Raw genomic sequence first — 24,979 nt, forward strand, 5'->3', positions numbered from 1 at the left:
GCCCGGGCGGCGAAGCGGCGGGCGAAGACGGCGGTACGGGAGGGGGGCGGCGCGGTGCGGAACGCGGCGGGTACCACGGGCCCGACCGCCTCGGCGCCCCGGCCGCCGAGCCGGCCGATCTCCTCCGCGGTCTCCGGGGTCGGGCAGAGGTGCAGGTCGTTGCCGGGGTGCAGCCACTGGCGGTGCACGGCGAAGTCGGTGAGCACGACGATGCCCGGGCAGCGCAGCGCCCCGGCGTCCCGCAGCCGGCCGCTGACCTGCGCGGCGAGGTGGAAGGTGGCGATCACGGCGTCGGGCGGCGCGCCGGCCAGGCGGCGCCGCAGTTCCTTGGCGGCGGGCGCGACGACCGGCGAGGTGTCGGCGGGGCCCGGCTGCGGGCGGCCGGGCCCGGGCGGGCGGGGCGCGAAGTAGGTGCGGTAGATCGCGTCGTAGAGCGCGGGCGCGTGCCGGACGGTGGTGGCGTAGAAGCCGCGCAGGGCGGCGCCGGTGCCGGCCGGCAGCAGGTCGAGGACGTCGAGGGTCTCGGCCCGGTGGCCGCGGCCGGTCAGCCGGTGTGCGAGTTCCCCGGCCACCGCGTGGTGCCCGGCCCCCATGCCGGCGCTGAGGATGACGAATCGTCCGCCCATGTGTCCACCGCCCCGGTCCGGGTGCCTTTCCCAAGCATTTCGTGGCGTACGCGACCATACTGGACAGCATGCGCATCGACCGTCCTCCGCCCGGGCCCGCCGCGTGGCAGGCGGCGGGCGCGGCCGCGACAGCGGCGGCCGCGCTGCACATCGGACCGGCCGGGACCTGGCTGCCGCCCGTACGGCGCGCCCTCTTCCCCGGGCTCGACGGCCAGGGCCACCCGGGGCACATCGCCCTGACCTTCGACGACGGCCCGGACCGCGCGAGCACGCCGCGCTTCCTCGACGCGCTGGACGGGCTGGGCGTCCGGGCGACCTTCTTCCTGCTGGGCGCGGCGCTGGCCGAAGCGCCCGAGGTGGGGCGGGACATCGTCGCCCGCGGGCACGAGGTGGGGCTGCACGGCTGGGACCACCGCAGCCCCTGGTGGCCCGCGCCGGTACGCGAAGTGCGCGAGCTGCGCCGGGCGGTCCGGGCGGCCGCCGACATCTGCGGGGTGCGGCCCCGGTGGTACCGGCCGCCCTACGGCATCCTCACCGGCGGCCGGTGGGCCGCGGCCCACCGGCTCGGGCTGCGCACCGTGCTGTGGTCCGCATGGGGGCGGGACTGGGTGGCGGGGGCCGAGGCGGCCATGGTCGTACGCACGGTGGAGCGCCGGCTGGAGGGCGGCGCGACCGTCCTGCTGCACGACAGCGACCGCACGTCGGCGCCCGGTTCCTGGCGCGCGACGCTCCAGGCGCTGCCCGTACTGGTGCAGCGCTGCCGCCATCAGGGCCTCACCGTGGGCCCGCTGCGTGACCACGGTACGGACGACACGTGGCGGTGACGCCGAGGGTGGCAATTGCCCGGATCATCCCGAAAGTCGTGTCATGCTGTTCCGGATCTGGTACCAGGACAAGAGGGTGCGCACCGGCCCGGAGGAGGTCTCCTGTGGAAGCCGCGGGACCACTGCCGCACAGTCCTGTGCTCCCGGAGGACCGGCCCGGACACGGCTCCGCGCCGCGGGCACACCGGACCGGCGCACCGGTGGCGCTGATCACCGGCGCCTCGTCGGGCATCGGCGCGGCCGTCGCCTCCCGGTTCGCCGCCGAGGGCGGCTGGCAGCTGCTGCTGAACGGCCGTGACCAGGAGCGCCTGGACCGGATCGCCGACCGCTGCGGTGCCACGGCCCTCCCCGGCGACCTGGGCGACCCGGCGGGCTGCGGCCGGCTCGTCGACCGGGCCCTCGACGTGGCGGGCGGCGTGGACGTGCTGGTCGCCGGGGCCGGCATCGGCTGGGCGGGCCCCTTCACGGCCATGCCGCCGGCCGCCATCGACGAGGTACTGGCGGTGGACCTGGCCGCCGTGCTGCACCTGACCCGGCGGGTGCTCCCCGACATAGTGCGCCGCGACCGCGGACACCTCCTTTTCGTGGGGTCGATCGCGGGGGCCGTGGGAGTGCGCGAGGAGGCCGTGTACTCGGCGGCCAAGGCGGCCGTCGCGGCCTTCGCCGAGAGCCTGCGGTACGAACTGGCGGGCAGCCGGGTGCGGGTGTCGCTGGTGGTGCCCGGCGCGGTCAACACGCCTTTCTTCAGCCGCCGGGGAGCGCCCTACCAGCGCTCCCGGCCGCGGCCGATCGCCGCGACGCGGGTCGCGGACGCCGTCTGGGACGCGGTGGCGCACGAGCGGAGCGAGGTCTTCGTCCCCGGCTGGCTGCAGCTGCCCGCCCGCTTCAAGGGCCTCGCCCCGGCCCTGTTCCGGCGGCTGGCCACGCGCTTCGCCTGAGCGCCGCCCGATGCGTCCTCCCGGGGAGGACGACCGAGGAAGGACGTCGTGCTGAGCTACTTCCTGGCCGTGCTCGCCGCCTGTGCCAACGCGGCAGCCTCGGTGCTGCAGCGGCGCGCCAGCCGTGATCTGCCGGGCGAGGACAGCCTGCGGCCCCGGCTGATCCTGCATCTGCTGCGCCGCCCGGTGTGGTTCGCCGGCTTCCTCTGCGTGATCCTGGGCTTCCTCCTGCAGGCGGCCGCGCTGGCGACCGGCAGCCTGTCGGTCGTCCAGCCCATCCTCGTCATCGAACTGCCGGTGACGCTGCTGCTGGCGTCGTGGGTGTTCCACACCCGGCTGCACCGCCGCGAGTGGCTGTCCGCCGCGGGCATGACCGGCGGGCTGGCCGCCCTGCTGTACTTCCTCTCCCCCGCCCCCGGGGACGGCGAGGAGGCGGGCTGGGAGGCGTGGACGGTGGGCGCCGGCGTGAACCTCTTCGTCGTCGTCGCCGCCGTGGAGTGGGGCCGCCGCCAACCGCCGTCGCTCCCGGGCGGCGCCAGCCGCCGGGCGGCCGCCTTCGGCGTGGCGGCCGGCTGCCAGTTCGGGCTGACGGCCGCCTTCATGAAGGGCGCGATGAGCCGTCAGGAGGAGGGCATCGCCGCGGTGTTCGCGACCTGGCAGCTGTACGCGATGGTCGCGGCCGGCATCCTCGCGATGTTCCTCCTCCAGTCGGCGCTGCACGCCGGCAATCTGCTCGCGGCCCAGCCCGGGCTGACCCTCTCCGACCCGCTGGTGGCCATCCTGTGGGGCTCCCTCGCGTTCGCGGAGCATGTGCGCGGCGGCTGGTACATCGTGCCGGCCGTGGCGGGCGGCGCGCTGATCGCCGCCTCCGCGCTGGTACTGGCCCGCTCCCCGCTGCTCAAGGGCGAAGCGGCGCTGCGTGAGGCGGACCGGGCGCCCGCTGCCGGGCAGCCGTCCGCCGGCCGCCCACCGGTGCGGTGACCATGATCTACCTCTACGGTGTCCTCGCCGCCTGCCTGTTGGGGCTGGGCTTCGTCCTGCAGCAGCACGCGGCACGGGAAGCGCCGCTGAAGGACATGCTCAGCTTCCGGCTGCTGCTGGACCTGATGAAGGTACCGCTGTGGCTCGCCGGGATCGGCTGCATGGTCGTCGGGCAGATCTTCAGCGTGCTCGCGCTGAGCCGCGGCGACCTGTCCCGGGTCGAGCCGCTGCTGGCCACGAACCTGCTGTTCGCCATGGTGCTGGCCCGGTGGCTGAGCGGGGAGCGGCTGGGCCGGTCGGGCTGGGCCGGCGTGCTGCTGCTCAGCGGCGGCGTGACGGCCTTCATCGTCGCCGGGAGCCCGCACAGCGGGCCCGCCCACACCGGCACGCTGCGGCACTGGATCGTCTTCGGCGGCGTCCTCGCGATCGCGCTGATCCTGGTGCTGACCGCCCGTCATGTGCGCCTGGTGGAGGAGCCGCCGCTGCTGGCCGCCGCCGCGGGCGTGCTGTACGGCCTCCAGGACGCGCTGACCCGGGTGTCCAGCGAGATCGCGGAGGCCCACGGCCTCGGACGGCTGCTGGTGAGCTGGGAGCCGTACGTGATCGTGGCGCTGGCCGTGACGGGCCTGATGCTGGTCCAGAGCGCCTTCGAGGCCGGCCCGCTGCGGATGTCGCTCCCCGCCCTCACCGCGGCCGAACCGCTGGCCGGCATCGCCTGCGGCATCGGCTTCCTCGGCGACCGCATCCGCGTCACCCCCGCCGCGCTCACCGGCGAACTCCTCGGCCTGGCCGCGGTGGTGACCGGCGTCTTCCTCCTCGGCCGCCACCCGGCCATGCCCACGGGCAGCCACCGAGGTACGGAGGAGTCCGCCGGCAGCCACAGGGACCCGGACGAGTCCGCGCCGGAGAGCGACTAGCCGTACGGCTCTGGTCCGGTGCGGCGGCGCCCTCAGCCCAGGGCCGCCGCCATTCTGCGTACCGCTTCGGTGAGCACCTCCGGCGATGTGGCGAGGTTCAGCCGGACGTGGCCCGCGCCTCCGGTGCCGAAGTCCGTGCCGGGGTTGAGGGCGATCCGGCCGCGGTCCCGGAAGACCGCGGCCGGATCGTCGCCCAGGCCGAGGCCGCGGCAGTCCAGCCAGGCGAGGAACGTGGCCCGGGCCGGTGCGTACCGCACCGACGGGAGCCGCTCGGCCAGCAGCTCCGCCAGCAGCCTGCGGTTCTCGTCCAGCCCGGCGAGCAGCGCGTCCAGCCAGTCGCCGCCGTCCCGCAGGGCCGCGGTGTGGGCCAGTACGCCCACGTGGCTGGCGCCGTGGCCGACCTCTTCGGGGAGGCGCGCGAGGTCGTCGGCGGCCGCCGGGCCCGCGATGGCGAGGGCGGCCTTGAGCCCGGCGAGGTTCCACCCCTTGGACGCGGACATCAGGGACAGCCCGCTCTCCGCGCCCGGCACGCTCAGGTACGGCACGAAGGTGACCCCCGCGGCCACCAGCGGGGCGTGGATCTCGTCCACCACGACCCGGACGCCGTACCGGGCGGCCAGCGCGGCGACCGCGGCGAGTTCGTCGGCGGTGTGCACCGTGCCGGTCGGATTGTGCGGGCTGCACAGCAAGTACGCGGCCCGCCGTCCGTCCGCGACGGCGGTGCGGAAGGCGCTTTCCAGCGCGGCGAGATCTATTCGGTGACCGGGCCCGAGCGGCGCCTCCACGATCTTCCGGTCCGCGTTGCCGAGGAACAGGTAGAAGGGCGGGTAGACGGGGCAGTTGATGACCACCGCGTCGCCCGGTCCCGTGGTCAGCTTCAGCATCTCGACGACGCCGAGCATCACGTCGGGCACGATCGCCGTGCGCTCCACGGCGAGCCCGTCCCATCCCCACCGCTTGCGCGCGAACTCCGCCAGCGCCTCGGCGTACGCGGTCCCCACCGGATAGCCGGTGTCGCCGCGCACGAGCGCGTCCGTGACCGCCCGCACGACCGGCTCGGCCAGTGGTACGTCCATCTCCGCCACCCACAGGGGCAGTACGTCGTCCGGGTACGTGCGCCATTTCATGCTCGTCCGCTGCCGCAGCTCTCCGAGGGTGAGACGGCGCAGCGGGTTCGCTTCGACGGATGCTTCGCGCGGGATGCTGTCCATGCGCCTCAAGATAGGCTTCCGGCCCCGTTTTCCCCATGGGGCGTCCGGCCCGGCCATCACCCCTCGCGCAGCTCCAGCGTGCAGCACTTCACGCTGCCGCCGGCCTTGAGGAGTTCGGTGAGGTCCACGCCGATCGGCTCGAAGCCCCGCTCGCGCAGCTCCGCAATGAGCCCCGTCGCGGACTCCGGCAGCAGCACATGGCGGCCGTCGGAGAACGCGTTGAGGCCGAAGACCGCCGCGTCCTCGGCCGACGCGAGGAGCGCGTCGGGGAACAGCTCGCGCAGCACGGCGCGACTGCCCGGCGTGAATGCCTCCGGGTAGTACATGATCTCGTCGTCGGAGAGCACGGCGAGCGCGGTGTCCAGGTGGTAGAAGCGCGGGTCGACCAGGGTCAGCCCGGTGACCGGCACGCCGAAGAACTCCTGCGCCTCAGCGTGCGAGCGGGGGTCGGTACGGAAGCCGGTACCGGCCAGCAGGCGGCGGCCGGCCAGCAGATAGTCGCCCTCCCCCTCGTTGACGTGCTCCGGCCAGTGCGTCTCGGTGAAGCCGTTCTCGCGCAGCCAGGAGAGGTACAGCGGGCCCTCGGCGGTGCGCTCCTCGTGGCGGAAGCGGGCGCCCAGCACCTTGCCGTCGACGACGGTGGCGCCGTTGGCCGCGAAGACCATGTCGGGCAGCCCGCCGGCCGGCTCGATGACCTCCACGGCGTGGCCCAGCTCCCGGTACAGGGCGCGCAGCTGCTCCCACTGGGCGAGGGCGAGCCCGCCGTCGACCGGCTTCTCCGGCTCCATCCAGGGGTTGATCGAGTACGTGACGTCGAAGTGGCGGGGCGCGCACATCAGGAGGCGGCGGGGGACGGCGGTGCGGAGCATGGCGTCATTTCCTTTGCTCGGGGGGCGGATCGAAGTGTCGGCGTGCGGGGTGTGCGCGGGGTGAAGCGCGCACGACGGCCCGGTGGACGGTCAGGACATTAGGGAGCGGGGCAGGGGCCGGTCAGGCACCCTTCGTCAGCGGTGGTATGGCACTTTCGTCAGCGTTCGAGCGGGTTCCGCGGGCGGTAGCGTGGGTTCGCTGTACACGTACGGAAATGGGGGAGACGATGATCCGAGTGCTGCTGGCGGACGACGAGGCGATGATCCGGGCCGGAATCCGCGCCATCCTCGGGACGGCCGGGGACATCGAGGTCGTCGCCGAGGCGTCCGACGGGCACGAGGCCGTGGCCCTCGCCCTCCAGCACCGCCCGGACCTGTGCCTGCTCGACATCCGGATGCCCCGGCTGGACGGCCTGCAGGCCGCCGCCGAGCTGCGCCGGGTCGCGCCCGGGAGCGCGGTGGTGATGCTGACGACGTTCTCCGAGGACGAGTACATCGAGAGCGCGCTCGGCTCTGGTGTCGCCGGATTCCTGCTGAAGTCCGGCAATCCGCGCGAACTGATCGCCGGTGTGCAGGCGGTCGCCGAGGGCGGCGCCTGCCTCTCCCCCGCCGTCGCCCGCCGGGTGATCGCCCGGCTCGACTCCGGGCAGCTCGGTAAGCAGGCCGGAGCGCGGGCCCGGATCGACGGCCTGACCGGCCGCGAACGGGACGTGCTCGCGCTGGTCGGGGCGGGCCTGTCCAACGCCGAGATCGCCCGCCGGCTGCACGTGGTCGAGGGGACCGTGAAGGCGTACGTCAGCCAGATCCTCTCCCACCTGGACGTCAGGAACCGGGTGCAGGCGGCGATCCTGGCGTACGAGGCCGGGATCGTCCGGGAGGACTGAGACCGGTGCCCCACGTCCTTCAGCTCCCTCGCCTCTACGACCTGCTGCTGTGGTCCGCGGTGGCCGCGCCGCCGGCCGTGGCCCTCTTCCGGTTCCCGCCCGGGCAACCGCTGTTCGTCGCGTGCGCCGCCGTACCGCTGCTCGCCGTGGCCGTACTGCTCAGCCGCCGCCGGCCGCTCGTCGCGCTCGGCATACCGGTCGCGCTGGGCCTCGCACAGAGCGTGGAGCTGCTCAGTCCGCTGTACTGGCCGGCACTCGCGGCCTTCGCATACCTGGCCGGGCGCCGGACGGCGGAGATCCGCGCCGCCCTGTGGTTCTTCGCGGCGGTCGCCGTGGCGGGGCTGCCGCTCTGCACGATCATCGGCCACGACCTGTGGGGCTGGCCCCAGATGCTCCTGGTGCTGCTGCCGTGCGCGGCGCTGCCCTGGCTGCTGGGCCGCCTCCGGCGCCAGTACGCCGAGCTGGTCGGCAGCGGCTGGCGGCTGGCCGACCGGATGGAGCGCGAGCAGCAGGCCGTCGCCGACCGCGCCCGCATCCGCGAACGGGCCCGGATCGCGGGGGACATGCACGACTCGCTCGGGCACGAGCTGACGCTGCTCGCGGTCCGGGCGGGTGCGCTGGAGGTCGACCCGTCGCTGGACGCCCGCCACCGGGCGGCCGTCGGCGAGCTCCGGGCGGCGGCGGGCGCGGCCACCGAACGGCTGCGGGAGATCATCGGCGTGCTGCGCGCGGACGACGAACAGGCCCCGGTGGTCCCGTCGGAGGAGACCGTCGAAGCGCTGGTCGAACGGGCGCGGCAGTCCGGCGTCGACATCCGCCTGGTGCGCACGGGCGCGGCGGACGGTCTGCCGCCGATGGTCGGTCCCGCCGTGCATCGCGTGGTCCAGGAGGCCCTGACGAACGCGGCGAAGCATGCGCCGGGCGGTGCCGTGCGGGTACGGATCGACCGCGCGGACGGCGTGTTGTCGGTTGCGGTGGTCAATGAGCCCGCCGCCGTGGGGGCGCCGCCGCCCGGCGTGGCGTCGGGCGGCGCCGGTCTGGTGGGTCTGGACGAGCGGGTCCGGCTGGCGGGCGGCACGCTGCGGACGGGGCCGACGCCGGAGGGCGGCTTCGAGGTCGCGGCGGAACTGCCCACGGGGGCGGGTGCGGGGAGTGCCGACCTGCCGGCCGGCGCGGGCGCGGCCGCGCGCGGTGCCGGCGCCGGCTCCGGGGCGCATCCCAGTACGTCCGCAAGGGAGTTGGAGCGGGCCCGCCTCCAGGTGCGGCGGCGGCTCACGCAGACCGTCGTGGTGCCCCTGGCGGCTCTCGCCGGCATCCTGCTCCTCATGCTCCCGGTCAGCCTGCTCAGCTCGTCCTTCTCGGTGCTGGACCGCGCCGCGTACGACCGATTGCGGGTGGGACAGGAGGAGCGGGCGGTGGAGGACCGGCTGCCGGTCTTCACCAGGGACGGGCCGCCGGACGACACTCCGCCCGCGCCGCACGGCCAACGGTGTGCCTACTACAGCACGGGCGTGCTCGCCTCCGACGCGTACCGGCTCTGCTTCGCGGACGGACGGCTGGCCGGCAAGTCCGTGGTGGGCGCGAAGGAGTGAGCAGGGAACTTCGGCCCTGCCGCGCCCCTGCGCAGCTTCCGTTTGACGGTTCAAGAGGGCCGGGGCTGTCCGAGCCATCTTTTAATGCGCATCCATAAGTCGGATTCGGCGGGTGCGACGGACCATGTGGCATGTCCCCTTGGCATTCCGGCTGGCCCGGTGCGGGGCGTGCTTGACGGGCAGCCGCCGTCGCGAGGTCCGGTTCCGGGCGCCGGATGGCTCGGACAGCACGGTACGTGTCCAAGTCATAGTCATGGCGCGCGGCCGGTGCGGGACCCTGTGAGAGCGCTGTTCCAGGGTGGATGCGCACGGTGCGCGGCATTTCCCGAGGAGGCGTCAGAGCCGACCGCGCGTTCGTCACCCTCTGCCTGCCGGACGCCCGTTCCCCTCCCTCTTCACGGCCGTAAGGATGATCATGGGTCGCGAGCAGTTTCTGGCCGACGTCTTCGTGGACTTGGCCGACGCCTCCTACGGGAAGGCGTTCGACACGACCGGCTACTTGCAGAGGTTCACCACCCGGTGTGTTCAGCTGCTGGAGGTCTCCGCCGCCGCGGTGCTGTTCGCGCCGCCGGGCGAGGGGCTGCGGCCGGTCGCCGCGAGCGAGCCGGATCCGGCCTTCGCCGACCTGCTGGCCGTCGCGGCGCTGGAGGGACCCGCGCGGGAGGGCTACCGCACCACCTCCCCGGTCGTCTCCGTGGACCTGCTGTCCACCGCCCCGCGCTGGCCCGCCTTCACCGAGCAGGCCCTCGCCGCCGGGTACCGCTTCGCCAGCGCGGTCCCGCTGACCCACCGGCGACAGGCCGACGGCTGCCTGCTGTTGCTGCGTACGGGCTCCGCTCCGGTGCCCGAGCCGGACGTGCGGCTGGGGCAGGCGCTGGCCCACGTCGTGGCCGTCAGCCTGTGCCACCAGGAGGCCCTGATCACGTACCGCAGGATCAACGACCAGCTGCGTACCGCCCTGCAGAGCCGTATCGCCATCGAGCAGGCCAAGGGCTTCCTTGCGCACCGCATGGGGGTCAGCGTCGATGAGGCGTTCGAGGTGATGCGCGGCCACGCCCGCCGCCGCGGACGGCGCCTGCGCGAGGTGGCCCGGGAGGTCGTCGAGCAGCAGCTGATCCCCGACACCTGACCGGTGGCCGGGGCGTTCCCCGGCAGGGCCGCATTTCCCCCTCCCACGTACGGCCCAATGGCGCGGCTGCTTTCCACCGGTGCCGTATACCAGCCGTGTACCCATGGGAGCGGAAAGGGAGTGGCGTCGTGACGACGCAGACGGAGCGCCCGGATCAGCCAATGGTCCGAGAAACCCCCCGTCGCACGAGAGGTGCCGTGCTGGTGACGTGGCTGACCACCACGGACCACAAGAAGATCGGCTCTCTCTACATGGTGACGGCCTTCCTCTTCTTTCTGTTCGGAGGGCTGCTGGCGCTTTCCATGCGTGCCGAACTGGCGCGCCCGGGCCTGCAGATTCTCTCCAACGAACAGTTCAACCAGGCGTTCACCATGCACGGCACCATCATGATGCTGATGTTCGCCACGCCCCTCTTCGCCGGTTTCACCAATGCCATCATGCCCTTGCAGATCGGCTCGCCGGACGTGGCGTTCCCGCGGCTGAACATGCTGTCCTACTGGCTCTTCCTCTTCGGTTCACTGATCGCGGTGGGGTCGTTCCTGACGCCGGACGGCGCGGCCGACTTCGGGTGGTTCGCCTATACGCCGCTGTCCGACGCCACCCGTACCCCGGGGATCGGCGGGGACATGTGGGTGATGGGCCTGGCGCTCTCCGGATTCGGCACCATTCTCGGCGCCGTCAATTTCATCACCACGATCATCTGCATGCGCATGCCCGGCATGACGATGTTCCGGATGCCGATCTTCACCTGGAACGTGCTGCTGACCAGCGTGCTCGTCCTGATGGCCTTCCCCGTGCTGGCCGCCACCCTGCTGGCGCTCGCGGCGGACCGGAAATTCGGGGCGCACGTCTACGACCCGTCCAACGGCGGCGCGCTGCTGTACCAGCACCTGTTCTGGTTCTTCGGCCATCCCGAGGTCTACATCATCGCGCTGCCCTTCTTCGGCATCGTCACCGAAATCATCCCGGTGTTCGCCCGCAAGCCCATCTTCGGTTACATCGGACTCGTCGCGGCGACCATCTCGATCACCGGGCTTTCGGTCACCGTATGGGCGCACCACATGTTCGTCACCGGCGGCGTACTCCTGCCGTTCTTCTCCTTCATGTCCTTCCTGATCGCGGTGCCCACCGGGGTGAAGTTCTTCAACTGGATCGGCACGATGTGGCGCGGCTCCCTGTCGTTCGAGACACCCATGCTCTGGGTCCTCGGATTTCTCCTCACCTTCCTGTTCGGCGGCCTGACCGGCGTCATCCTCGCCTCGCCCCCGATGGACTTCCACGTGAGCGACAGCTACTTCGTGGTCGCGCATTTCCACTACGTCGTGTTCGGCACGGTCGTCTTCGCCATGTTCGGCGGATTCCACTACTGGTGGCCCAAGTTCACCGGCACCATGCTCGACGAGCGGCTGGGGAAGATTCACTTCTGGACGCTGTTCGTGGGCTTTCACACCACCTTCCTCGTCCAGCACTGGCTGGGCGCCGAAGGCATGCCCCGCCGCTACGCCGACTACCTCTCGGCCGACGGTTTCACGGCGCTGAACACGGTCTCCTCCATCGGCGCCTTCCTGCTGGGCGTCTCCACGCTGCCGTTCCTCTACAACGTGTGGCGGACCGCCAAGTACGCGCCGAAGATCACGGTCGACGATCCCTGGGGCTACGGCCGGTCCCTGGAGTGGGCGACGTCCTGTCCGCCGCCGCGGCACAACTTCGAGACGCTGCCCCGGGTCCGCTCCGAGTCCCCCGCCTTCGACCTGCACCACCCGGGCGTCGCCATGCTGGACCAGGCGGAGGCCACCGGGCGCAGGGACATGGTGGACGAGGACCCGGACACCTCGCTGCGCGGCGGTACGGAGGACAAGTGAACCCCCAGCACGGCCCGGACGAGCGCGCGGCCGACGCCGGCCCGGGCCGACTGGAGGGCTACCTGCTGTGCTGGACGGAGGCGGAGCGGGCCCGGACCGAGGCCGCGGCCTTCGCCGACCGGATGCCCTGGCTCACCACGGCACAGCGCGAAGAGGTCGTCCGCCAGTACACGGCCGACCGGCTCGTCCTCACCCGCCGCTACCTGGAACGGGTCCGCAACCGCTGCGCGCAGCTCCAGGAGGAGTACGCCGCCCGCTACCGGGAGCTGCGCCACCGGATGCTGTGCGCGGCGGTCGCGGCGGCCCTGTCCGCCTGCGCGCTGGCCGGCTGCGCATTCGGCCTGCTGACGGCCGCCGGGCGCTAGCCGCAGCGGCCGGCGCCGCCCAGTTTGCCCTCGATCCAGGCGACACCGAAGTCGACGACGTCCCGGGCCTCGAAGAGGTGGCTGCGTGCCGCGCCGACCGGACCGCTGCGGCCGAGGCCCGCGGCGAGCATGTCCCGGACAATGGCCTCGAACGGCCACTGCCCTTCGGGCACGACGGCGGAGTAGTCGAACGCCCCGTTCTCCGAGTCGATGTCGTGGAAACGCCGCCAGACCCGCTCCCCCTCCACGACGACCGGCTGCTCGTACGTCACGAACCGCTTGCCCGGCGCGTCGGCGAGCGCCTCGGCGTGGTGCAGCAGCGTGAGGGAGTCCAGCGGGGCGCCCAGCAGAAGGACCCGGCCGCCCCGGGCGACCAGCCGCGCCAGCGGGCTTCCGGGGCCGTGCGGGCCGTCCCACGGGTGGTCGGCCATCAGCTCCTTCGCCGCCGCGCCGAGTGCGGCGAAACTGGCGTCGGGGTGCCGGCTGCGGACGGCTCCCGGCATGCGGCGCAGGGCTTCGGGGAGCCGGCCGTTGGCATGGTCCGCCTCGCTCAAGTCCGGGTCGTAGGCCGGGTGTTCGGCGCGCAGCGCGTCCTGCCAGGCCCGCGGCCAGTCGATGAAGTCGTAGGGCGGTGCGTCGTTCCAGCCGCAGGTGACCATCAACGTGCCCCGCTCACCCACGACATCGCGGAGCGCACCGATGACCGTCTGCGGGCCGCCCGCCACGTACCCGAGCGCCGACAACTCGGTGTGGAACATGACGTGGTCGCCGTCGGCGAGGCCGAGCGCGGTGAGGTCACGGGCGAGTCGGCCACGGGTCACGGGGCCGCCGGAGCGTTCGAGCAGCGCGAGTTCGTCCATGGCGGCGACCGTATCCCTTTCGCGGGCCGGTCATACGATCTTTTCTTGCCATCGGATCGGCATATTGTCGCTGATTCGGGTGCACCTTGACGGGTGAATATTTCGCGGCGCGGCACTGGGGCAGCATTGAAGCGGCACTCGTTCTCCGCGAAAGGAAAGTCATATGCGCCGAGCAGGTTCCGTTTTCGCCCTGGTCGCCGGCGCGCTCCTCGCGAGCGTTTCCGCGACCGCGCCGGCCACCGCTGCCCCGAGCAACGGTGAAGTCACCGTTTTCCAAACCGAGATCCAGCCCGTCACCACGTACGAGAATCCGGTGGGCTGTAACAAGCTGCCGCTCGGCTCGCATGTCCTCGTCAATCGCACCGACAAGCCCGTCAAGGTCTACGGCGACCCGTTCTGCCTGACCCCCTCGCTGACCGTGCAGCCGGGACATGGCGCGCATGTCGACCCGACGAGTGGGAGTTTCTCCGCCTGATCCGAAAAAGGAGCCGTTGCGAACGAGGGGGGAATTTCCATGACTGCCGATCTCGTGGTGATCGGGCTGGGGCACGTGGGGCTGCCGCTCGCACAGGCCGCGTGCGCCGCGGGCCTGACCACCATCGGGTACGACGTCTCCACCACGGTGGTGACCGGCCTCAACGAGGCGCGCTCGCACGTCGGTGGGGTGACGGACGCGGAGGTCGCCGACATGCTGGCGGCGGGGTTCCGCGCGACGGACGACGCGTCCGTGACCGGCCGGGCCGACACCGTCGTGATCTGCGTCCCCACGGGACTGGGCGCGGGCGGCGCGCCGGACCTCGGCGCGGTGCGTGCCGCGTCCCGCGCGGTGGCCGGCGGCCTGCGCCCCGGCACGCTCGTCGTCCTGGAGTCCACGAGTTACCCGGGCACGACGGAGGACGTCGTCCGGCCGCTCCTCGAGGAGGGCAGCGGGCTGCGGGCCGGCACGGACTTCCACCTCGCGTACTCGCCCGAGCGCATCGACCCGGGTAACCGGCAGTTCGGGATCGGCAACACCCCGAAGGTGGTGAGCGGTTGCACTCCCCTGTGCGCCAAGCACGCCGTCGCCTTCTACGGCCGGTTCGTGGAGACGCTGGTGGTCTCGCGCGGCACGCGCGAGGCCGAGATGGCCAAGCTGCTGGAGAACACCTACCGGTACGTCAATATCGCGCTCGTCGACGAGGTGGCGCTGTTCTGCGACCGCACGGGCATCGACGTGTGGGACGTGCTGCACTGCGCCGCGACGAAGCCCTTCGGGTTCGCGCCGTTCCAGCCGGGGGCCGGGGTGGGCGGCCACTGCATCCCGGTCGATCCCCGCTATCTCGCGGCGAAGGCCGATGCGGAGGGCTTCCACTTCCGGACCCTGTCCGCGGCCCATGAAGTGGTGTCGCGGATGCCGGAGCATGTCGTCGGGCGGGCCCTCGGGCTCCTCGGCGACATGGGAAAGGCGCCCGAAGAAGCGTCGGTCGTCCTGCTCGGCGTGGCGTACAAGCCCGATGTGGCCGACGCCAGGGAATCGCCGGCGGCACCGGTGGCGAGCGGACTGCGCGCCCGGGGCAGCACGGTCCGCTATCACGACCCGTACGTACGGGAATTCGCCGCGGACGGCGCATTCCTGGAGCGCGTGGAATCCCTGCCGGACGCCCTGGCCGGTGCCGATCTGGCAATTCTCCTGCAGCACCACGCGTGTTACGACCTGCCGACGCTGACCCGCGCGGACTGTGCCCTGCTGGACACCCGCGGAAGAGCCGCCGGGGCCCGGGTCACGCTCCTCTGAATTCCAGACTTGCGGGCCTTTGGAGAAGAAGGGTCCGCGAGGCGGCGCCGGCGCTCCGTCCGGCGTCGCTGACATCCGCACAACCAAGGAAAGGGAACAATCATGACTACTGCCGTCGCGAACGACCGCCTGCTGAAGCGTTTCGAGAAGTGGGACTCGGACAGTAACGGAATCCTGGAATGGCAGGACTTCGAGCAGGAGGCCGGCAAGATCGCGCAGAACTTCGGCAAGCGCACCGACTCCCCGGAGGCGGGGGCGCTGCGGGAGGCTTTCCGCAGCCTCTTCGATCACCTCACGCAGGCGGCCGGGGTGCCGTCGAACGGCCCGCTCACTCGGGACCAGTTCATGAGTGTCACCGGGAACCTCATCTTCCAGGGAGGCGAGGCCAACTTCAACCGCGCGCTGGGCCCGGTGGTGAAGGGCATCATCGGTCTCTGCGACAAGAACGCCGACGGGCAGATCAACGCCGGTGAGTTCGAGGCATGGCTCGGTGGGGTCGGCGTGGACCGCTCGAAGGCCCAGGAGGCGTTCCGCAAGGTGGACACCGACGACGACGGCGAGCTGTCGCTCGACGAGCTGCTGGCGGCGGTACGCAACTACCACTTCGGCAACCTGGACGTCGAGCTGCTCGGCTGATCCGGTCACCGACCCGAAAGGCGCGGCCGGTGGTCCCCGTGGGGGCCACCGGCCGTCGCCGTGTGCGCAGGAAGCGTTCAGTGCTGGGCGGAAGGCACCTGGGTGAAGGCGACGGGGAGTTCGGGGCACAGCTCCAGGTCGCTGCCGGTGACGAGCCGGCCGGTGCCGATCAGGATGTTGTAGTGGTTGGGGAAGTGGCAGGCGTCGAAGCCGACGACGGTGCCGATGCAGAGGCCGTCGATCCAGACGTCGTCCCCGCGGTCGATCACCCCGGCGCAGGCCAGCTCCACGAAGCCGAGGAAGCCGACCCGGTCGATACGGGAGCCCGGGCGGGTCTCCCGCTGGTCGGTGGTGACCAGTTCGTGCACCTCGCCGCGGCGTACGCAGCGGCTCGCGTGCGGTTCGAGCGTCATGCCGCGGTCCGTCCGGCGGTGCAGCAGGATCTTCACGAGGTCGCCGCGCACGGAGCGCTTCGCGCCGTCCTCGCGCGAAGCGCCGCCCTCGCGGGACATACGTCCGGTCACTGGTCTCCCCTGTCGGTCGTCGTCACGAGGTGTTCCGCCGCTCCCTCCGGCGCGCTGGCGAGGGCGAAGAAGCCGATGTCGCCGCGGTCCGGCGGGCGGGCGATGCGCCGGCCGCCGCAGTTGCGCGCGAGTGCGCCCTTCTCGGCGGCGCGCGCGGTGTGGAACCCGGCGCAGTCGAAGTGGATCGCGCGGCGGGCCGGGGCGTGCGAGTCGAGTCCGGTGAGGTCTCCGTAGCACAGCGCGGTGGCGGCGGTACGGGCGCGTCGCTGCGGGACACCGTGGGAGGCGAACAGGGCGGCGACGGCCGCGCGCAGGGCGTCGTGCTCGACCATTACCGGCGGCTGCGGTGCCTGGTCCTCGGCGGGGTGGGTCATACGGAACTCCCTTGCGACCGGCGGACTTCGGGTAAGGCGGCCAGGGGCTGCAGCATCTTCCTCCAAAAATGCGGGCGCGCGTGCGCGCCGTTCATCGGACAAGCGAATGCTGCGTGCCGCGATAAGACGAGTCAAGAAATACGAAGAGGACTTACCGCAAAGTGTGAATATGCCAGGGGGCACGTGTCGATTGCTGCGAACGGGGGATCACTCACCCTGCGGGAAACCGCTGAATGCGTACCAGGGGGTGGTCGAGGTAGCTCTCGGCATGGATCGTCGCGGCACGACCGATGATGACACGACGACCTTTCAAGTGCATTGTCATACAGTCCCATTCTTCTCTCAGGCGGAGACCTTTGCGGGACTGTGGCCATTGATCGAAGACCGTGTGAACGAGGTGTTCAACAACGGGAAATTTTCACACGGCAGACAAGTGACGGAGCTGGAAAGCGCGTTGGCCGCGTACACGGGAGCGCGCCATGTGATCGGGGTGAACAGCGGCACGGACGCACTGGTACTGCTGCTGCGCGCCTGCGGTATCCGGCCCGGCGACGGTGTCCTGGTGCCCGCGTACTCCTTCGCGGCCACCGCCACCTCGGTGGCGCTCGCCGGGGGCCGGCCGCAGTTCGTCGACATCGACCCCGTCACCTACGCCATGGACCCCGCGGCGCTGGCCGCCGCCGTCTCGCCGACGAGCCGTTTCGTCCTGCCCGCGCACCTCTTCCATCAGATGGCCGACATGGCGGGCCTGGCCGCGGTGGCCGCCCGGCACGGCCTGGTGCTGCTGGAGGACAGCGCGGAGGCGATCGGCATGCGGCAGCGCGGTGTGCACGCCGGACTGCACGGCGCGGGCGGGGTGCTGTCGTTCTTCCCCAGCAAGACGCTCGGCGCGCTCGGCGACGCCGGGGCGGTGCTCACGGACGATCCCGGGACGGCGGAGCTGGTCTCCGGCCTGCGGCACCACGGCCGGCTCGGCCGCACCGTCGACGACTTCCCCACGATCTCGACGCGGAGCGCGCTGCCCGGTGTGAACAGCAAGATGGACGACATCCAGGCGGCGGTGCTGCTGGCCAAACTGACCCGGCTGGACGCCGACATCGCGCGCCGCGGTGAACTGGCCGCGGCCTACGGGGAACGGCTCAGGGAGATTCCCGGCGTTCTGCGGCTGCCCGAAGTGGTAGACCGCGGACCGGGCTCCTCGCCCGTCTTCTACGTTTATCTGATCGAAGTCGAGCGCCGGGACGAACTGGTGGACCATCTCGCCCGGCACGGCATCGGGACCGAGGTCTATTACCCGACCCCGCTGCATCTGCAGCCCTGCTTCGCGGAAATCGGCCATTCCCGGGGGGACTTCCCGAATGCCGAGGCGGCGAGCGGCCGCGCGGTGGCGCTGCCATTCCATCCGGACCTTTCCGAGCGGCAGCTCGACCGCGTCTGCGAAGTCATCGGCGCGTTCTACCGCGGGAGGCCGGAATGACCGTACCGCCACGTATTCCGTTCTTCCCGCCGGACCTGTTCGAGGGCGACCGTGAGGTACTGCTCGGTCTCCTCCGCGACATCGGTCTCGCGCCGGAACAGCGCTTCATCCTCGGGGAACACACCCGCAGGTTCGAGCAAGTGCTCAAGGAATCGCTCGGCGCCGCCGACGTGGTCGCGTGCAGCAGCGGGACCTCGGCGCTGGACCTGGTGCTCGCCGCGCTGGACGTGGGACCGGGCGACGAGGTGGTGGTACCGGCCTTCGGCTGTGCCCCGCTCGCCTCCTCCGTCGTGCACCTGGGGGCCACGCCGGTGTTCGCCGACGTCCGGCCGCACACCATGGTCGCCGACCCCACCGAGGTGGAGAAACGCATCACCGGGCGCACCAAGGCGGTCATGCCGGCCCACATCTTCTCCGTCATGGCCGACATGCCGCAGTTCGCCGACCTCGCGCGGCGCCACGGGGTCCGGCTCGTCGAGGACTCCGCGGTCGCGCAGGGCGCGGTGCTCGGCGGCACGCCCGCCGGACTGTGGGGCGAGGCCGGGGTGTTCTCGTTCGTGCAGGTGAAGTCCTTCGGGATGCCCGGCGAGGGCGGCGTGGTGGTGACCCGGGACCCCGCCCTCGGGGAGCGGGTGCGGATGCTGCGCAACCACGGACAGGACGGCCACAACCGGTTCCTGCACCACGTCATCGGGCGGAACAGCAGGTTCGACGAGATCCAGGCGGCGTTCCAGATCCACCGCTTCGGCGGGCTGGCGGGGCGGCTGGAGCGGCGCGCCGCCATCGCCGAGTACTACACCGAGCGGTTCGCGTCGCTGGCGGAGCGGGGCGTCGTCCCGCCGCCCGCGGGCCGGGACGGCCGCTGCTACTACGTCTACGCGGTCCTCGCGGAGCGGCGGCAGGAGCTGGAGCGGCAGCTGCGCGAGCGCGGCATCGAGTCGCACGCGTACTACCCGCTCCCGCTGCCGCTGCAGCCCGCGTTCGCCGTGTACGCCGCGCCCGGGGACCGGTGGCCGCACGCCGAGGAGGCGGGCAGACAGGCGCTGGCACTGCCGGTGTATCCGCATCTGACCGACGCGCAGGTCGAGTACATCGCCGACGCCGTGTGCGCGTGCGCGGCCGGCTGACCAGCGAGCGACCGATCGGCGAGCGAACGGTCAACAAGCGACCAACTCTCAAGGAGGACAAGAAAGATGGCGCACCACGACCTACCGGCCGGGCTGCCGCAGGCCGCCGCGGGGCGGGCGGAGCACCGGCTCCGCAGCTACGCCCGGCTGGGCAAGCTCGACGTCTACGACTACTACCTCAGCATCCTGGTGGTGCTGGCCGCCGTGCTGCTGCCCGCCGCCCGGTTCGACCGGCCCACCGCCACGATGCTCGTGATCTTCCTGCTCGGCCAGGTGTTCGTGATCATGGCGATGGTCGCGCTGGACGACGTGACCGGCTTCCGCGACGGCAGCGACACCCAGAACTACGGCCCGGACAACCCACTGCGCAACAAACTGCGCAAGCCACTGGTGGCGGGCACCCTGACGGAACGCGAGGCGCTCGGCTTCGCCTGGCTGACGGCGCTGACCGGCGCGCTCCTGTGGGCCGCCGCCGTGGCCGTCGCGCCGCACCGCCCGACGTGGGCGCTGGTGCTGATCGCGGCCCTGTTCGTGGTGTCCCTCCAGTACTCCTACGGCCTGAAGATCAGCTATCACGGCTTCCAGGAGGCGTTCCTCGTCGCGCTGGGCGTGGTGCTGGTCGTTGCGCCGTACGGCCTCGCCGCGGGCCATTTCTCCGGGTTCCTCCTCGTGCAGGGCGTGCTGTTCGGGTTCGGGCCGCTGATGTTCGGGGTGTACTCCAACACCAACGACGTCGAGGGCGACCGGGCCGTCGGGCGGCCGACCGTGGCGGCGCTGGTGTCGGAGCGCGGCAACGCCGTGTTCATCGGCTGTCTGTCGGCCGCGGAGTTCCTGCTCGGCGCCGTCGCCTCGGCCACCGGCATCGCGCCGTGGTGGTTCGTGCTGCTGATGCTGCCCGCGACGGCGCTGCGGACGAAGCAGTTCGTCACCGGCTTCGTGCGCGGCGACATCATGCGGGCCCGGAGGACCGGCTTCAGGGTGCACCGCCTGAGCGTGGCGCTGCTGGTGGTGGCGAACCTCCTGGTGGGCTCGGGGGTCGCCGCATGAGTCCGGACCTGGACGTGGCGGTGATCGGCGCGGGGATCGCCGGGCTGACCACCGCGCACGAGCTGCAGCGCGCCGGGCTGAGCGTCCGGGTGTACGAGAAACAGCGGCACGTCGGCGGCCGGATGCGCAGCTTCCGGCACGACGGCTACACCGTCGACGAAGGCGCCGAGCAGCTCCCCCGGCACGGCTACCGCGCGACCTGGGAGCTGATCGAGCGGCTGGGCGTGCCGGAGGGCGATGTGCCGCGGATCGGCGGCCGGCTGGGCATGTGGCGCGGCGCGCGGGCCCGGCCGGGCGTCGCGGAGCCGTCGGCGCTGCTCACCGGCGCCGGGCTCGGCCCGCGCGCCCGGCTGGACCTGGCCCGCTTACTGGCCCGGCTCGCGCGGCAGCGCGCGGAGTTCGACGCCGACCGCCCGGAGCGAACGCCGCTGGGCACGACGACCGTCAAGGAACTGGCCGGGCGCTACCACCCCGATCTCCACGACTACCTCCTGCAGCCGGTCGCCGGCGGCTTCTTCGGCTGGGACACCGCGCGCTCCGCCGCGGCCCCGATGCTGAGCCTGCTGCTGGACGCGGGCGGGCCGGCGAGCTGGCACACGTACGCGAGCGGCATGGACCTGCTCGCCCGCCGGCTCGCTGCCGGGCTCGACGTCGTCACCGGCAGCGAGGTGCACGAAGTGGTCGCCGACCGGGACTCGGCGGGCCTGCGGATCGGCAACGGCGTCGTCACGGCGCGCGCTGCGGTGCTCTGCGTACCGGCGCCCGTCGCGGCCCGGCTGCACGCCAACCCTTCCGCGGACGAGGCCGCGTTCCTGTCCGCGTGCACGTTCACGCCGACGCTGAAGGTGAGCTGCCTGCTGGACCGGCCGCTCGGGCCACGGGCCGGCGGCGATCCGCTGTACCTCCTCCTCACGCCCGACGCGGAGGAGGAGACGCTCTCCGGCGTCATCGCCGACCACATCAAGCACGCGGCACGGGCCCCCGCCGGCAAGGGCCTGCTGACCCTCATGGCGCACCCCCGGACCATCCCCGAGCTGCTCGGCGCGCCGGAACGGGAGGTCGTCGAGCGCCTCACCAAGGCGGCCCGGCGCTATGTACCGGGCCTGGAGAAGGCCGGTATGCGCAACTTCGTGCACGCCTTCCCGCACGGCCTGCCGGAGGCCACCCCCGCGGCGCTGCGCCGCCGCCCGTCCTTCATGGCCCGCGCCACGGGCCCCGTGGAGTACGCCGGCGACTGGGTGATGCTGCGGCCGTCCTCCGAGGGCGCCGTGCGCTCGGGCGCGCTCGCCGCCTCGCGCGTCCTCAGCCGGCTGCGCGGCCCCCGCCCCCACGACACGACCGACCGGGAGACGACACGTGAAACCGCATGACATGGGGACCCTGTTCGAGGAGTGCGCCGAGCGCGGCCACGGTACGGAGTTCCTGCTGGACCGGCCGTTAGACATCGCGCCGGAGGCCGGTACGGCACACTCCGTCGCCGGACTGGCCGCGCTCGTCCAGGACATGGCGGGCCGGCTGGCCGCCACCGGGGCCCGCCCCGGGGACCGGGTGGCGATCGTCAAGGACAATCACTGGGACTACGACCTGCTGGCCTGCGCCGCCGTGCGGATCGGCGCCGTCCCGGCACAGCTCTCCGGGCAGCTCTCCGGAGAAACGCTGCGGCTGCTGCTCGAACGCCTGGGCCCCGCCCTGCTCGTCACCACGTCCGGCCTGCTGGAGCGGGCCCGCGCCGAAGGCGCCGACCTCTTGAAAGCGGCGGACACCTGCGTCGTGCTGGACGGCGCTTTACAGGGCGCGCTCGCCTTGGAAGCGCTGCACGGGAACCCCGCGCCCGGCCCCCGCCGCCGGCACGACGACGAGCCCCTGGTGATCAACCACACCTCGGGCACCACGGGCGTCCCCAAGCTGGTGGTGCACTCGACCCGCACGATCATCGGCAAGCTGGCCCGGTTCGAGACCGTGCGGTATCCGAAGATCGGCGTGCGCCGGGATGACACGCTGCTCAACGCCAGTTCGTACGCGCACGGCCGGACGTTCTGCTGGACCGCGAGCGTGCTGTGCCTGGCGCCCCGGCGGATCACGATCGTCACCGGCCAGGACCCGGACGCCGCCGACCCGTTGCTCCGCGCCCACCCGCCGACGATCGTCGAGGCGCTCCCCTCCTCGTACGTCCGCTTCCGGCCGCTGACCGCCCGCCTGGACAATCCGTTCCGGCGCGTACGGCTGTACATCAGCACGTACGACGCGATGCACCCGCCCGTCCTCCGCGCCTACTTGCAGGCCAGCGCGCACCGCGGCCCGGTGTGGATGCAGGGCTGGGGCCAGACCGAGACCGGCCCGCTGACCTTCCGCTTCCACACCCGCCGCTCCCTGTCGTCGGACGACGCCCGCGATCTGGGCCGTCCCATTCCGCTCAAGACCCGGCTGAAGGTGGTCGATCCCGAAACGCTCGCGCCGCTGCCGCGGGGCCGCGAGGGGCTCGTACTGGCCAGGACGGCGGCGCGCGGCCTCGCGTACGTCGGCGAGGACGCCCGCTGGGCGGCGAAACAGCACGGCGGCTGGTGGCACACCGGTGACCTCGGTATCCGGAGCCGCGGCGGCAGCGTCCGGCTGATCGACCGCGAGGTCGACCGCACCCCGCAACTGAGCTGTCTGCAAACGGAGGACGTCCTGGAGGAGCGGCTGCCGCAGGCCCTGGAGTGCGTCCTGCTCGGCAGTCCCGGCGAGGCGCCGCTGCCGGTCGTGGTCACCGCGGACGGCAAGCTGGACCGGGACCGCTGGGAGGAGGCGGTGCGCGACCTCCCGGCGCTGCGCGAGCCGACCGTCCTCACCTGGGACGACGTTCCCCGTACGGGCACGGGCAAGGTGCGCCGCACGGCACTGCGCCAACAGCTCACCGGCCGCACGGACACCTGCGGCTCCGGCCAGTGGACTTGAGAGCCGGGGACCTGAAAGTGCAACGCAGAGAGGCGGGGAGCACACTGCGCACCCTTGGTTACGTCTTCGACAACGACAGCACGCACAGCGAGGAGCAGCACCGCTGCCTGGCCGCCGCGTACGACCCCGTAACCCTCCCGCGGCTGGCCGCGACGGGGGTCGGGGACGGCTGGCGGTGCCTGGAGGTCGGCTCGGGCGGCGGGAGCGTGGCGCGCTGGCTCGCCGCGCGCGTCGCGTCCACCGGTGAGGTGACCGCCACCGACGTCAAGCCGCACCACATCGCCGAGCTGCCGGGGCTCTCCGTGGTCCGGCACGACGTGGTGACCGACCCGCTGCCCGAGGCGGCCTTCGACCTCATCGTGGCGCGCCTCGTCCTCCAGCACCTCCCGGAGCGGGACGCCGTGCTCGCCAAGTTGGTGCGCGCCCTGAAGCCGGGCGGCCTGCTGCAGATCGACGAGTTCGACACGTCGTACGAGCCGCCCCTGCTCGCCCCGAACGAGCGCGCGGCCGGGCTGTACACGGCCTTCCTGCGGGCCAAGGCAGCCGCGATGCGGGCGGGCGGCGGTGACCCGCACTGGGGGCGGCGGGTGCCGGTCGCGATGCGGGCCGCGGGGCTCGTCGACATCGACCCGCAGCCGTTCATCGAGGCCCGGCACGCCGCCTCCGCAGGGCTGCGGCTCCAGCTGCACCACACCTACCACCTGCGGGACAAGCTGATCACCGCGGGCATGACCGAGCGGGACCTGGAGGAGGTACGGGCGTTGATGCGGGACCCGTCCTTCCGCGCGGCGTCCAGCGTCCTGTACTCGACACAAGGCCGCCGTCCGGCGGCTGGCGGCGGCGCATGACGGCCCCGGCCCAGCCCGCCGAGGCCGCGGTCGCGGGGCGCGTCGCGGCGCGCGCCCTGGACCTCGCGAACGCCCCCAAGTCCGGCCGGCCCCAGTACACGATCGACTGGGCGGGGCCGGTCGGCCTGCCGCTGCCCGACGAGCGGGCCGTGCAGGCGGCCTGCGGGATCATGCATGTGCACGGCCGCGCGGCCGGCCGCCCCGCACCACTCGCCGTCGACTACGCGTCGGCGGTGGCCGGAGTACTGGCCGCGCAGGGCGCCCTCGCCGTCCTCATCGGCCGGTCCAGGGGCCTGGCGCTGCAAGGGGTCCGTACGTCTGTCGCCCAGGCCGCGCTGCTCTCCGTCACGCAGTACCTCGCCGCCGCGACCGCCGTCGACGACGACCCGCCGGAGCCGCTCACCCCCGGCGAGTGCGTCTGGCTCACGGCCGACGGGGTGCACATCGAGTTCGAGACCCTCGATCCCCTGCAGTGGCAGGACTTCTGGCGGCGGCTCGGCGCGCCGCCCGCCGACGTCGGGCGCGGCTGGCTCCCCTTCCAGCAGCGGTTCGGTACCGCAGGCTGCCCGCTGCCGGCGTCCCTGTACGAGGCAGTGGCCCGCGCCCCGTTCCGGGCGGTGCGGCACGCGGCCGGCGAGGCGGGGGTCAGCGTGCTGGCCGTCCGCGAGGACCCGTTCCCGCCGATCGGCATCCGGCCGTGGACCCTGACGCCGTCCCCCGAGCGGGCCGCCGAGCGGCCTTCGCCCGCGACGGGAGCGCCGCTCGGCGGCCTGCGGGTCATCGAGTCGACCCGGCGGGTGCAGGGCCCGCTCGCCGGGCACATTTTGCGGATGCTCGGTGCCGAGGTCATGCGCATCGAGCCGCCGGGCGGCGACCCGATGCGCGGCATCCCGCCGATCGCGGGCACCTGCTCGGCCCGCTTCAGCGCGCTCAACGCGGACAAGACCGTGGCCGAGATCGACCTCACCACCGAGGCCGGCCGGCGGGAGGTCCACGAACTGGTCTCCGGGGCCGATGTGTTCCTGCACAACTGGGCGCCGGGCAAGGCCGCCCAGCTGCGCCTGGACGCCGACGACCTGTGCAGGACCCGCCCGGGCCTGGTGTACGCCGGGGCCTCGGGCTGGGGCGACGCGCTCGGGCCGACGCCGCCGCTCGGCACCGATTTCCTGGTGCAGGC

Annotated in this window: 25 protein-coding genes; 19 read left to right on the forward strand and 6 right to left on the reverse strand. The window is 72.6% G+C overall.

All coding sequences use genetic code 11. The annotated features are described in order from the left end of the window. A partial coding sequence (locus CCS38_RS03970) for an MGDG synthase family glycosyltransferase (protein WP_443742947.1) occupies nucleotides 1-626 on the reverse strand: 626 nt, incomplete at its 3' end. 68 nt (nucleotides 627-694) lie between these two features. On the opposite strand from CCS38_RS03970, the gene CCS38_RS03975 reads away from it, so the two are divergent. The 4 genes from CCS38_RS03975 to CCS38_RS03990 all read left to right on the forward strand — a co-directional run bounded on the left by CCS38_RS03975 (nucleotide 695) and on the right by CCS38_RS03990 (nucleotide 4,286). Then, on the forward strand, nucleotides 695-1,450 hold the full coding sequence (locus tag CCS38_RS03975; protein ID WP_223731785.1) for a polysaccharide deacetylase family protein: 756 nt from the start codon (nucleotides 695-697) through the stop codon (nucleotides 1,448-1,450). 104 nt (nucleotides 1,451-1,554) lie between these two features. Continuing rightward, entirely contained in the window at nucleotides 1,555-2,388 is an 834-nt protein-coding gene (locus CCS38_RS03980) for an SDR family NAD(P)-dependent oxidoreductase (RefSeq protein WP_372456982.1), read from the forward strand. A gap of 48 nt (nucleotides 2,389-2,436) precedes the next feature. Continuing rightward, a complete protein-coding gene (locus tag CCS38_RS03985; protein WP_223731786.1) occupies nucleotides 2,437-3,369 on the forward strand; it encodes a DMT family transporter in 933 nt (310 codons plus the stop codon). A gap of 2 nt (nucleotides 3,370-3,371) precedes the next feature. After that, on the forward strand, nucleotides 3,372-4,286 hold the full coding sequence (locus CCS38_RS03990) for a DMT family transporter (RefSeq protein WP_223731787.1): 915 nt from the start codon (nucleotides 3,372-3,374) through the stop codon (nucleotides 4,284-4,286). Nucleotides 4,287-4,318: 32 nt separating this feature from the next. On the opposite strand, the gene CCS38_RS03995 is transcribed toward CCS38_RS03990, so the two are convergent. Both CCS38_RS03995 and ddaH read right to left on the reverse strand, forming a co-directional pair. Next, nucleotides 4,319-5,497, reverse strand: coding sequence for a MalY/PatB family protein (locus CCS38_RS03995; RefSeq protein ID WP_223731788.1), 1,179 nt, complete (start codon nucleotides 5,495-5,497; stop codon nucleotides 4,319-4,321). A 56-nt stretch (nucleotides 5,498-5,553) separates the two neighbouring features. Continuing rightward, nucleotides 5,554-6,366 (reverse strand): dimethylargininase, encoded by an 813-nt coding sequence (gene ddaH, locus CCS38_RS04000; RefSeq protein ID WP_223731789.1) that lies wholly within the window; start codon nucleotides 6,364-6,366, stop codon nucleotides 5,554-5,556. Nucleotides 6,367-6,581: 215 nt separating this feature from the next. Here ddaH and CCS38_RS04005 point away from each other — a divergent pair, with 215 nt between their 5' ends. The 5 genes from CCS38_RS04005 to CCS38_RS04025 all read left to right on the forward strand — a co-directional run bounded on the left by CCS38_RS04005 (nucleotide 6,582) and on the right by CCS38_RS04025 (nucleotide 12,198). After that, nucleotides 6,582-7,250: a response regulator gene (locus CCS38_RS04005; protein ID WP_372456983.1), complete on the forward strand. Its 669-nt coding sequence runs from the start codon at nucleotides 6,582-6,584 to the stop codon at nucleotides 7,248-7,250. Between the two features lie 5 nt (nucleotides 7,251-7,255). Beyond that, nucleotides 7,256-8,842, forward strand: coding sequence for a sensor histidine kinase (locus CCS38_RS04010; RefSeq protein ID WP_223731790.1), 1,587 nt, complete (start codon nucleotides 7,256-7,258; stop codon nucleotides 8,840-8,842). 415 nt (nucleotides 8,843-9,257) lie between these two features. Continuing rightward, nucleotides 9,258-9,971, forward strand: coding sequence for a GAF and ANTAR domain-containing protein (locus tag CCS38_RS04015; protein ID WP_223731791.1), 714 nt, complete (start codon nucleotides 9,258-9,260; stop codon nucleotides 9,969-9,971). 161 nt (nucleotides 9,972-10,132) lie between these two features. Then, entirely contained in the window at nucleotides 10,133-11,833 is a 1,701-nt protein-coding gene (gene ctaD / locus CCS38_RS04020) for an aa3-type cytochrome oxidase subunit I (RefSeq protein ID WP_223731805.1), read from the forward strand. After that, the gene (locus CCS38_RS04025) at nucleotides 11,830-12,198 is read left to right on the forward strand and encodes a hypothetical protein (RefSeq protein ID WP_223731792.1); all 369 of its coding nucleotides are present in this window, start codon (nucleotides 11,830-11,832) and stop codon (nucleotides 12,196-12,198) included. Before ctaD ends, CCS38_RS04025 begins: the two co-directional genes overlap by 4 nt. Here CCS38_RS04025 and aac(3) read toward each other — a convergent pair. Beyond that, a complete protein-coding gene (gene aac(3) / locus CCS38_RS04030) occupies nucleotides 12,195-13,058 on the reverse strand; it encodes an aminoglycoside 3-N-acetyltransferase (RefSeq protein ID WP_223731793.1) in 864 nt (287 codons plus the stop codon). The two genes, CCS38_RS04025 and aac(3), sit on opposite strands and share 4 nt — an antisense overlap. Before the next feature lie 163 nt (nucleotides 13,059-13,221). Between aac(3) and CCS38_RS04035 the strand changes: the two genes are divergently transcribed. The 3 genes from CCS38_RS04035 to CCS38_RS04045 all read left to right on the forward strand — a co-directional run bounded on the left by CCS38_RS04035 (nucleotide 13,222) and on the right by CCS38_RS04045 (nucleotide 15,468). Further along, a complete protein-coding gene (locus CCS38_RS04035; protein ID WP_223731794.1) occupies nucleotides 13,222-13,533 on the forward strand; it encodes a hypothetical protein in 312 nt (103 codons plus the stop codon). 39 nt (nucleotides 13,534-13,572) lie between these two features. Then, nucleotides 13,573-14,832, forward strand: coding sequence for a nucleotide sugar dehydrogenase (locus CCS38_RS04040; protein WP_223731795.1), 1,260 nt, complete (start codon nucleotides 13,573-13,575; stop codon nucleotides 14,830-14,832). A 102-nt stretch (nucleotides 14,833-14,934) separates the two neighbouring features. Next, complete coding sequence (locus CCS38_RS04045; protein WP_223731796.1) at nucleotides 14,935-15,468, forward strand: EF-hand domain-containing protein; 534 nt, start codon at nucleotides 14,935-14,937, stop codon at nucleotides 15,466-15,468. 77 nt (nucleotides 15,469-15,545) lie between these two features. Here the strand turns inward: CCS38_RS04045 and CCS38_RS04050 are convergent, their stop codons facing one another. Both CCS38_RS04050 and CCS38_RS04055 read right to left on the reverse strand, forming a co-directional pair. Further along, the gene (locus CCS38_RS04050) at nucleotides 15,546-15,992 is read right to left on the reverse strand and encodes a DUF6917 domain-containing protein (RefSeq protein WP_308050672.1); all 447 of its coding nucleotides are present in this window, start codon (nucleotides 15,990-15,992) and stop codon (nucleotides 15,546-15,548) included. Next, nucleotides 15,989-16,366: a hypothetical protein gene (locus CCS38_RS04055; RefSeq protein WP_223731797.1), complete on the reverse strand. Its 378-nt coding sequence runs from the start codon at nucleotides 16,364-16,366 to the stop codon at nucleotides 15,989-15,991. Before CCS38_RS04055 ends, CCS38_RS04050 begins: the two co-directional genes overlap by 4 nt. A 268-nt stretch (nucleotides 16,367-16,634) precedes the next feature. On the opposite strand from CCS38_RS04055, the gene CCS38_RS04060 reads away from it, so the two are divergent. The 7 genes from CCS38_RS04060 to CCS38_RS04090 form a co-directional block, all read left to right on the forward strand. Then, nucleotides 16,635-17,843 (forward strand): DegT/DnrJ/EryC1/StrS family aminotransferase, encoded by a 1,209-nt coding sequence (locus CCS38_RS04060; protein ID WP_223731807.1) that lies wholly within the window; start codon nucleotides 16,635-16,637, stop codon nucleotides 17,841-17,843. After that, on the forward strand, nucleotides 17,840-18,970 hold the full coding sequence (locus tag CCS38_RS04065; RefSeq protein ID WP_223731798.1) for a DegT/DnrJ/EryC1/StrS family aminotransferase: 1,131 nt from the start codon (nucleotides 17,840-17,842) through the stop codon (nucleotides 18,968-18,970). Before CCS38_RS04060 ends, CCS38_RS04065 begins: the two co-directional genes overlap by 4 nt. 66 nt (nucleotides 18,971-19,036) lie before the next feature. Continuing rightward, nucleotides 19,037-20,017 carry a UbiA family prenyltransferase gene (locus CCS38_RS04070; RefSeq protein ID WP_223731799.1) on the forward strand — a complete coding sequence of 327 codons (981 nt, stop codon included), beginning with the start codon at nucleotides 19,037-19,039 and terminating at the stop codon, nucleotides 20,015-20,017. Further along, nucleotides 20,014-21,387, forward strand: a complete 1,374-nt coding sequence (locus tag CCS38_RS04075) for a protoporphyrinogen/coproporphyrinogen oxidase (RefSeq protein WP_223731800.1) — start codon at nucleotides 20,014-20,016, stop codon at nucleotides 21,385-21,387. The genes CCS38_RS04070 and CCS38_RS04075 overlap by 4 nt, the downstream gene beginning before the upstream one ends. Beyond that, nucleotides 21,374-22,954, forward strand: a complete 1,581-nt coding sequence (locus CCS38_RS04080; protein WP_308050673.1) for a class I adenylate-forming enzyme family protein — start codon at nucleotides 21,374-21,376, stop codon at nucleotides 22,952-22,954. The genes CCS38_RS04075 and CCS38_RS04080 overlap by 14 nt, the downstream gene beginning before the upstream one ends. 17 nt (nucleotides 22,955-22,971) lie before the next feature. Then, complete coding sequence (locus tag CCS38_RS04085) at nucleotides 22,972-23,802, forward strand: class I SAM-dependent methyltransferase (protein WP_223731801.1); 831 nt, start codon at nucleotides 22,972-22,974, stop codon at nucleotides 23,800-23,802. Beyond that, on the forward strand, nucleotides 23,799-24,979 hold a 1,181-nt coding region (locus tag CCS38_RS04090; RefSeq protein ID WP_223731802.1), incomplete at its 3' end, for a CoA transferase. The genes CCS38_RS04085 and CCS38_RS04090, both read left to right, overlap by 4 nt.

The organism is Streptomyces purpurogeneiscleroticus (assembly GCF_020024005.1).
Lineage (GTDB): Bacteria > Actinomycetota > Actinomycetes > Streptomycetales > Streptomycetaceae > Streptomyces > Streptomyces purpurogeneiscleroticus.

Excerpts from the sequence above, each read along its gene's own strand:
- ctaD (WP_223731805.1), top strand. The coding sequence starts at position 10,133 with ATGGTCCGAGAAACCCCCCGTCGCACGAGAGGTGCCGTGCTGGTGACG.
- ddaH (WP_223731789.1), bottom strand. The coding sequence starts at position 6,366 with ATGCTCCGCACCGCCGTCCCCCGCCGCCTCCTGATGTGCGCGCCCCGC.
- CCS38_RS04040 (WP_223731795.1), top strand. The coding sequence starts at position 13,573 with ATGACTGCCGATCTCGTGGTGATCGGGCTGGGGCACGTGGGGCTGCCG.
- CCS38_RS04035 (WP_223731794.1), top strand. The coding sequence starts at position 13,222 with ATGCGCCGAGCAGGTTCCGTTTTCGCCCTGGTCGCCGGCGCGCTCCTC.
- CCS38_RS03975 (WP_223731785.1), top strand. The coding sequence starts at position 695 with ATGCGCATCGACCGTCCTCCGCCCGGGCCCGCCGCGTGGCAGGCGGCG.
- CCS38_RS03995 (WP_223731788.1), bottom strand. The coding sequence starts at position 5,497 with ATGGACAGCATCCCGCGCGAAGCATCCGTCGAAGCGAACCCGCTGCGC.
- CCS38_RS04055 (WP_223731797.1), bottom strand. The coding sequence starts at position 16,366 with ATGACCCACCCCGCCGAGGACCAGGCACCGCAGCCGCCGGTAATGGTC.
- CCS38_RS04070 (WP_223731799.1), top strand. The coding sequence starts at position 19,037 with ATGGCGCACCACGACCTACCGGCCGGGCTGCCGCAGGCCGCCGCGGGG.
- CCS38_RS04045 (WP_223731796.1), top strand. The coding sequence starts at position 14,935 with ATGACTACTGCCGTCGCGAACGACCGCCTGCTGAAGCGTTTCGAGAAG.
- CCS38_RS04060 (WP_223731807.1), top strand. The coding sequence starts at position 16,635 with ATGGATCGTCGCGGCACGACCGATGATGACACGACGACCTTTCAAGTG.
- CCS38_RS03990 (WP_223731787.1), top strand. The coding sequence starts at position 3,372 with ATGATCTACCTCTACGGTGTCCTCGCCGCCTGCCTGTTGGGGCTGGGC.
- CCS38_RS04075 (WP_223731800.1), top strand. The coding sequence starts at position 20,014 with ATGAGTCCGGACCTGGACGTGGCGGTGATCGGCGCGGGGATCGCCGGG.
- CCS38_RS04065 (WP_223731798.1), top strand. The coding sequence starts at position 17,840 with ATGACCGTACCGCCACGTATTCCGTTCTTCCCGCCGGACCTGTTCGAG.
- CCS38_RS04015 (WP_223731791.1), top strand. The coding sequence starts at position 9,258 with ATGGGTCGCGAGCAGTTTCTGGCCGACGTCTTCGTGGACTTGGCCGAC.
- CCS38_RS04005 (WP_372456983.1), top strand. The coding sequence starts at position 6,582 with ATGGGGGAGACGATGATCCGAGTGCTGCTGGCGGACGACGAGGCGATG.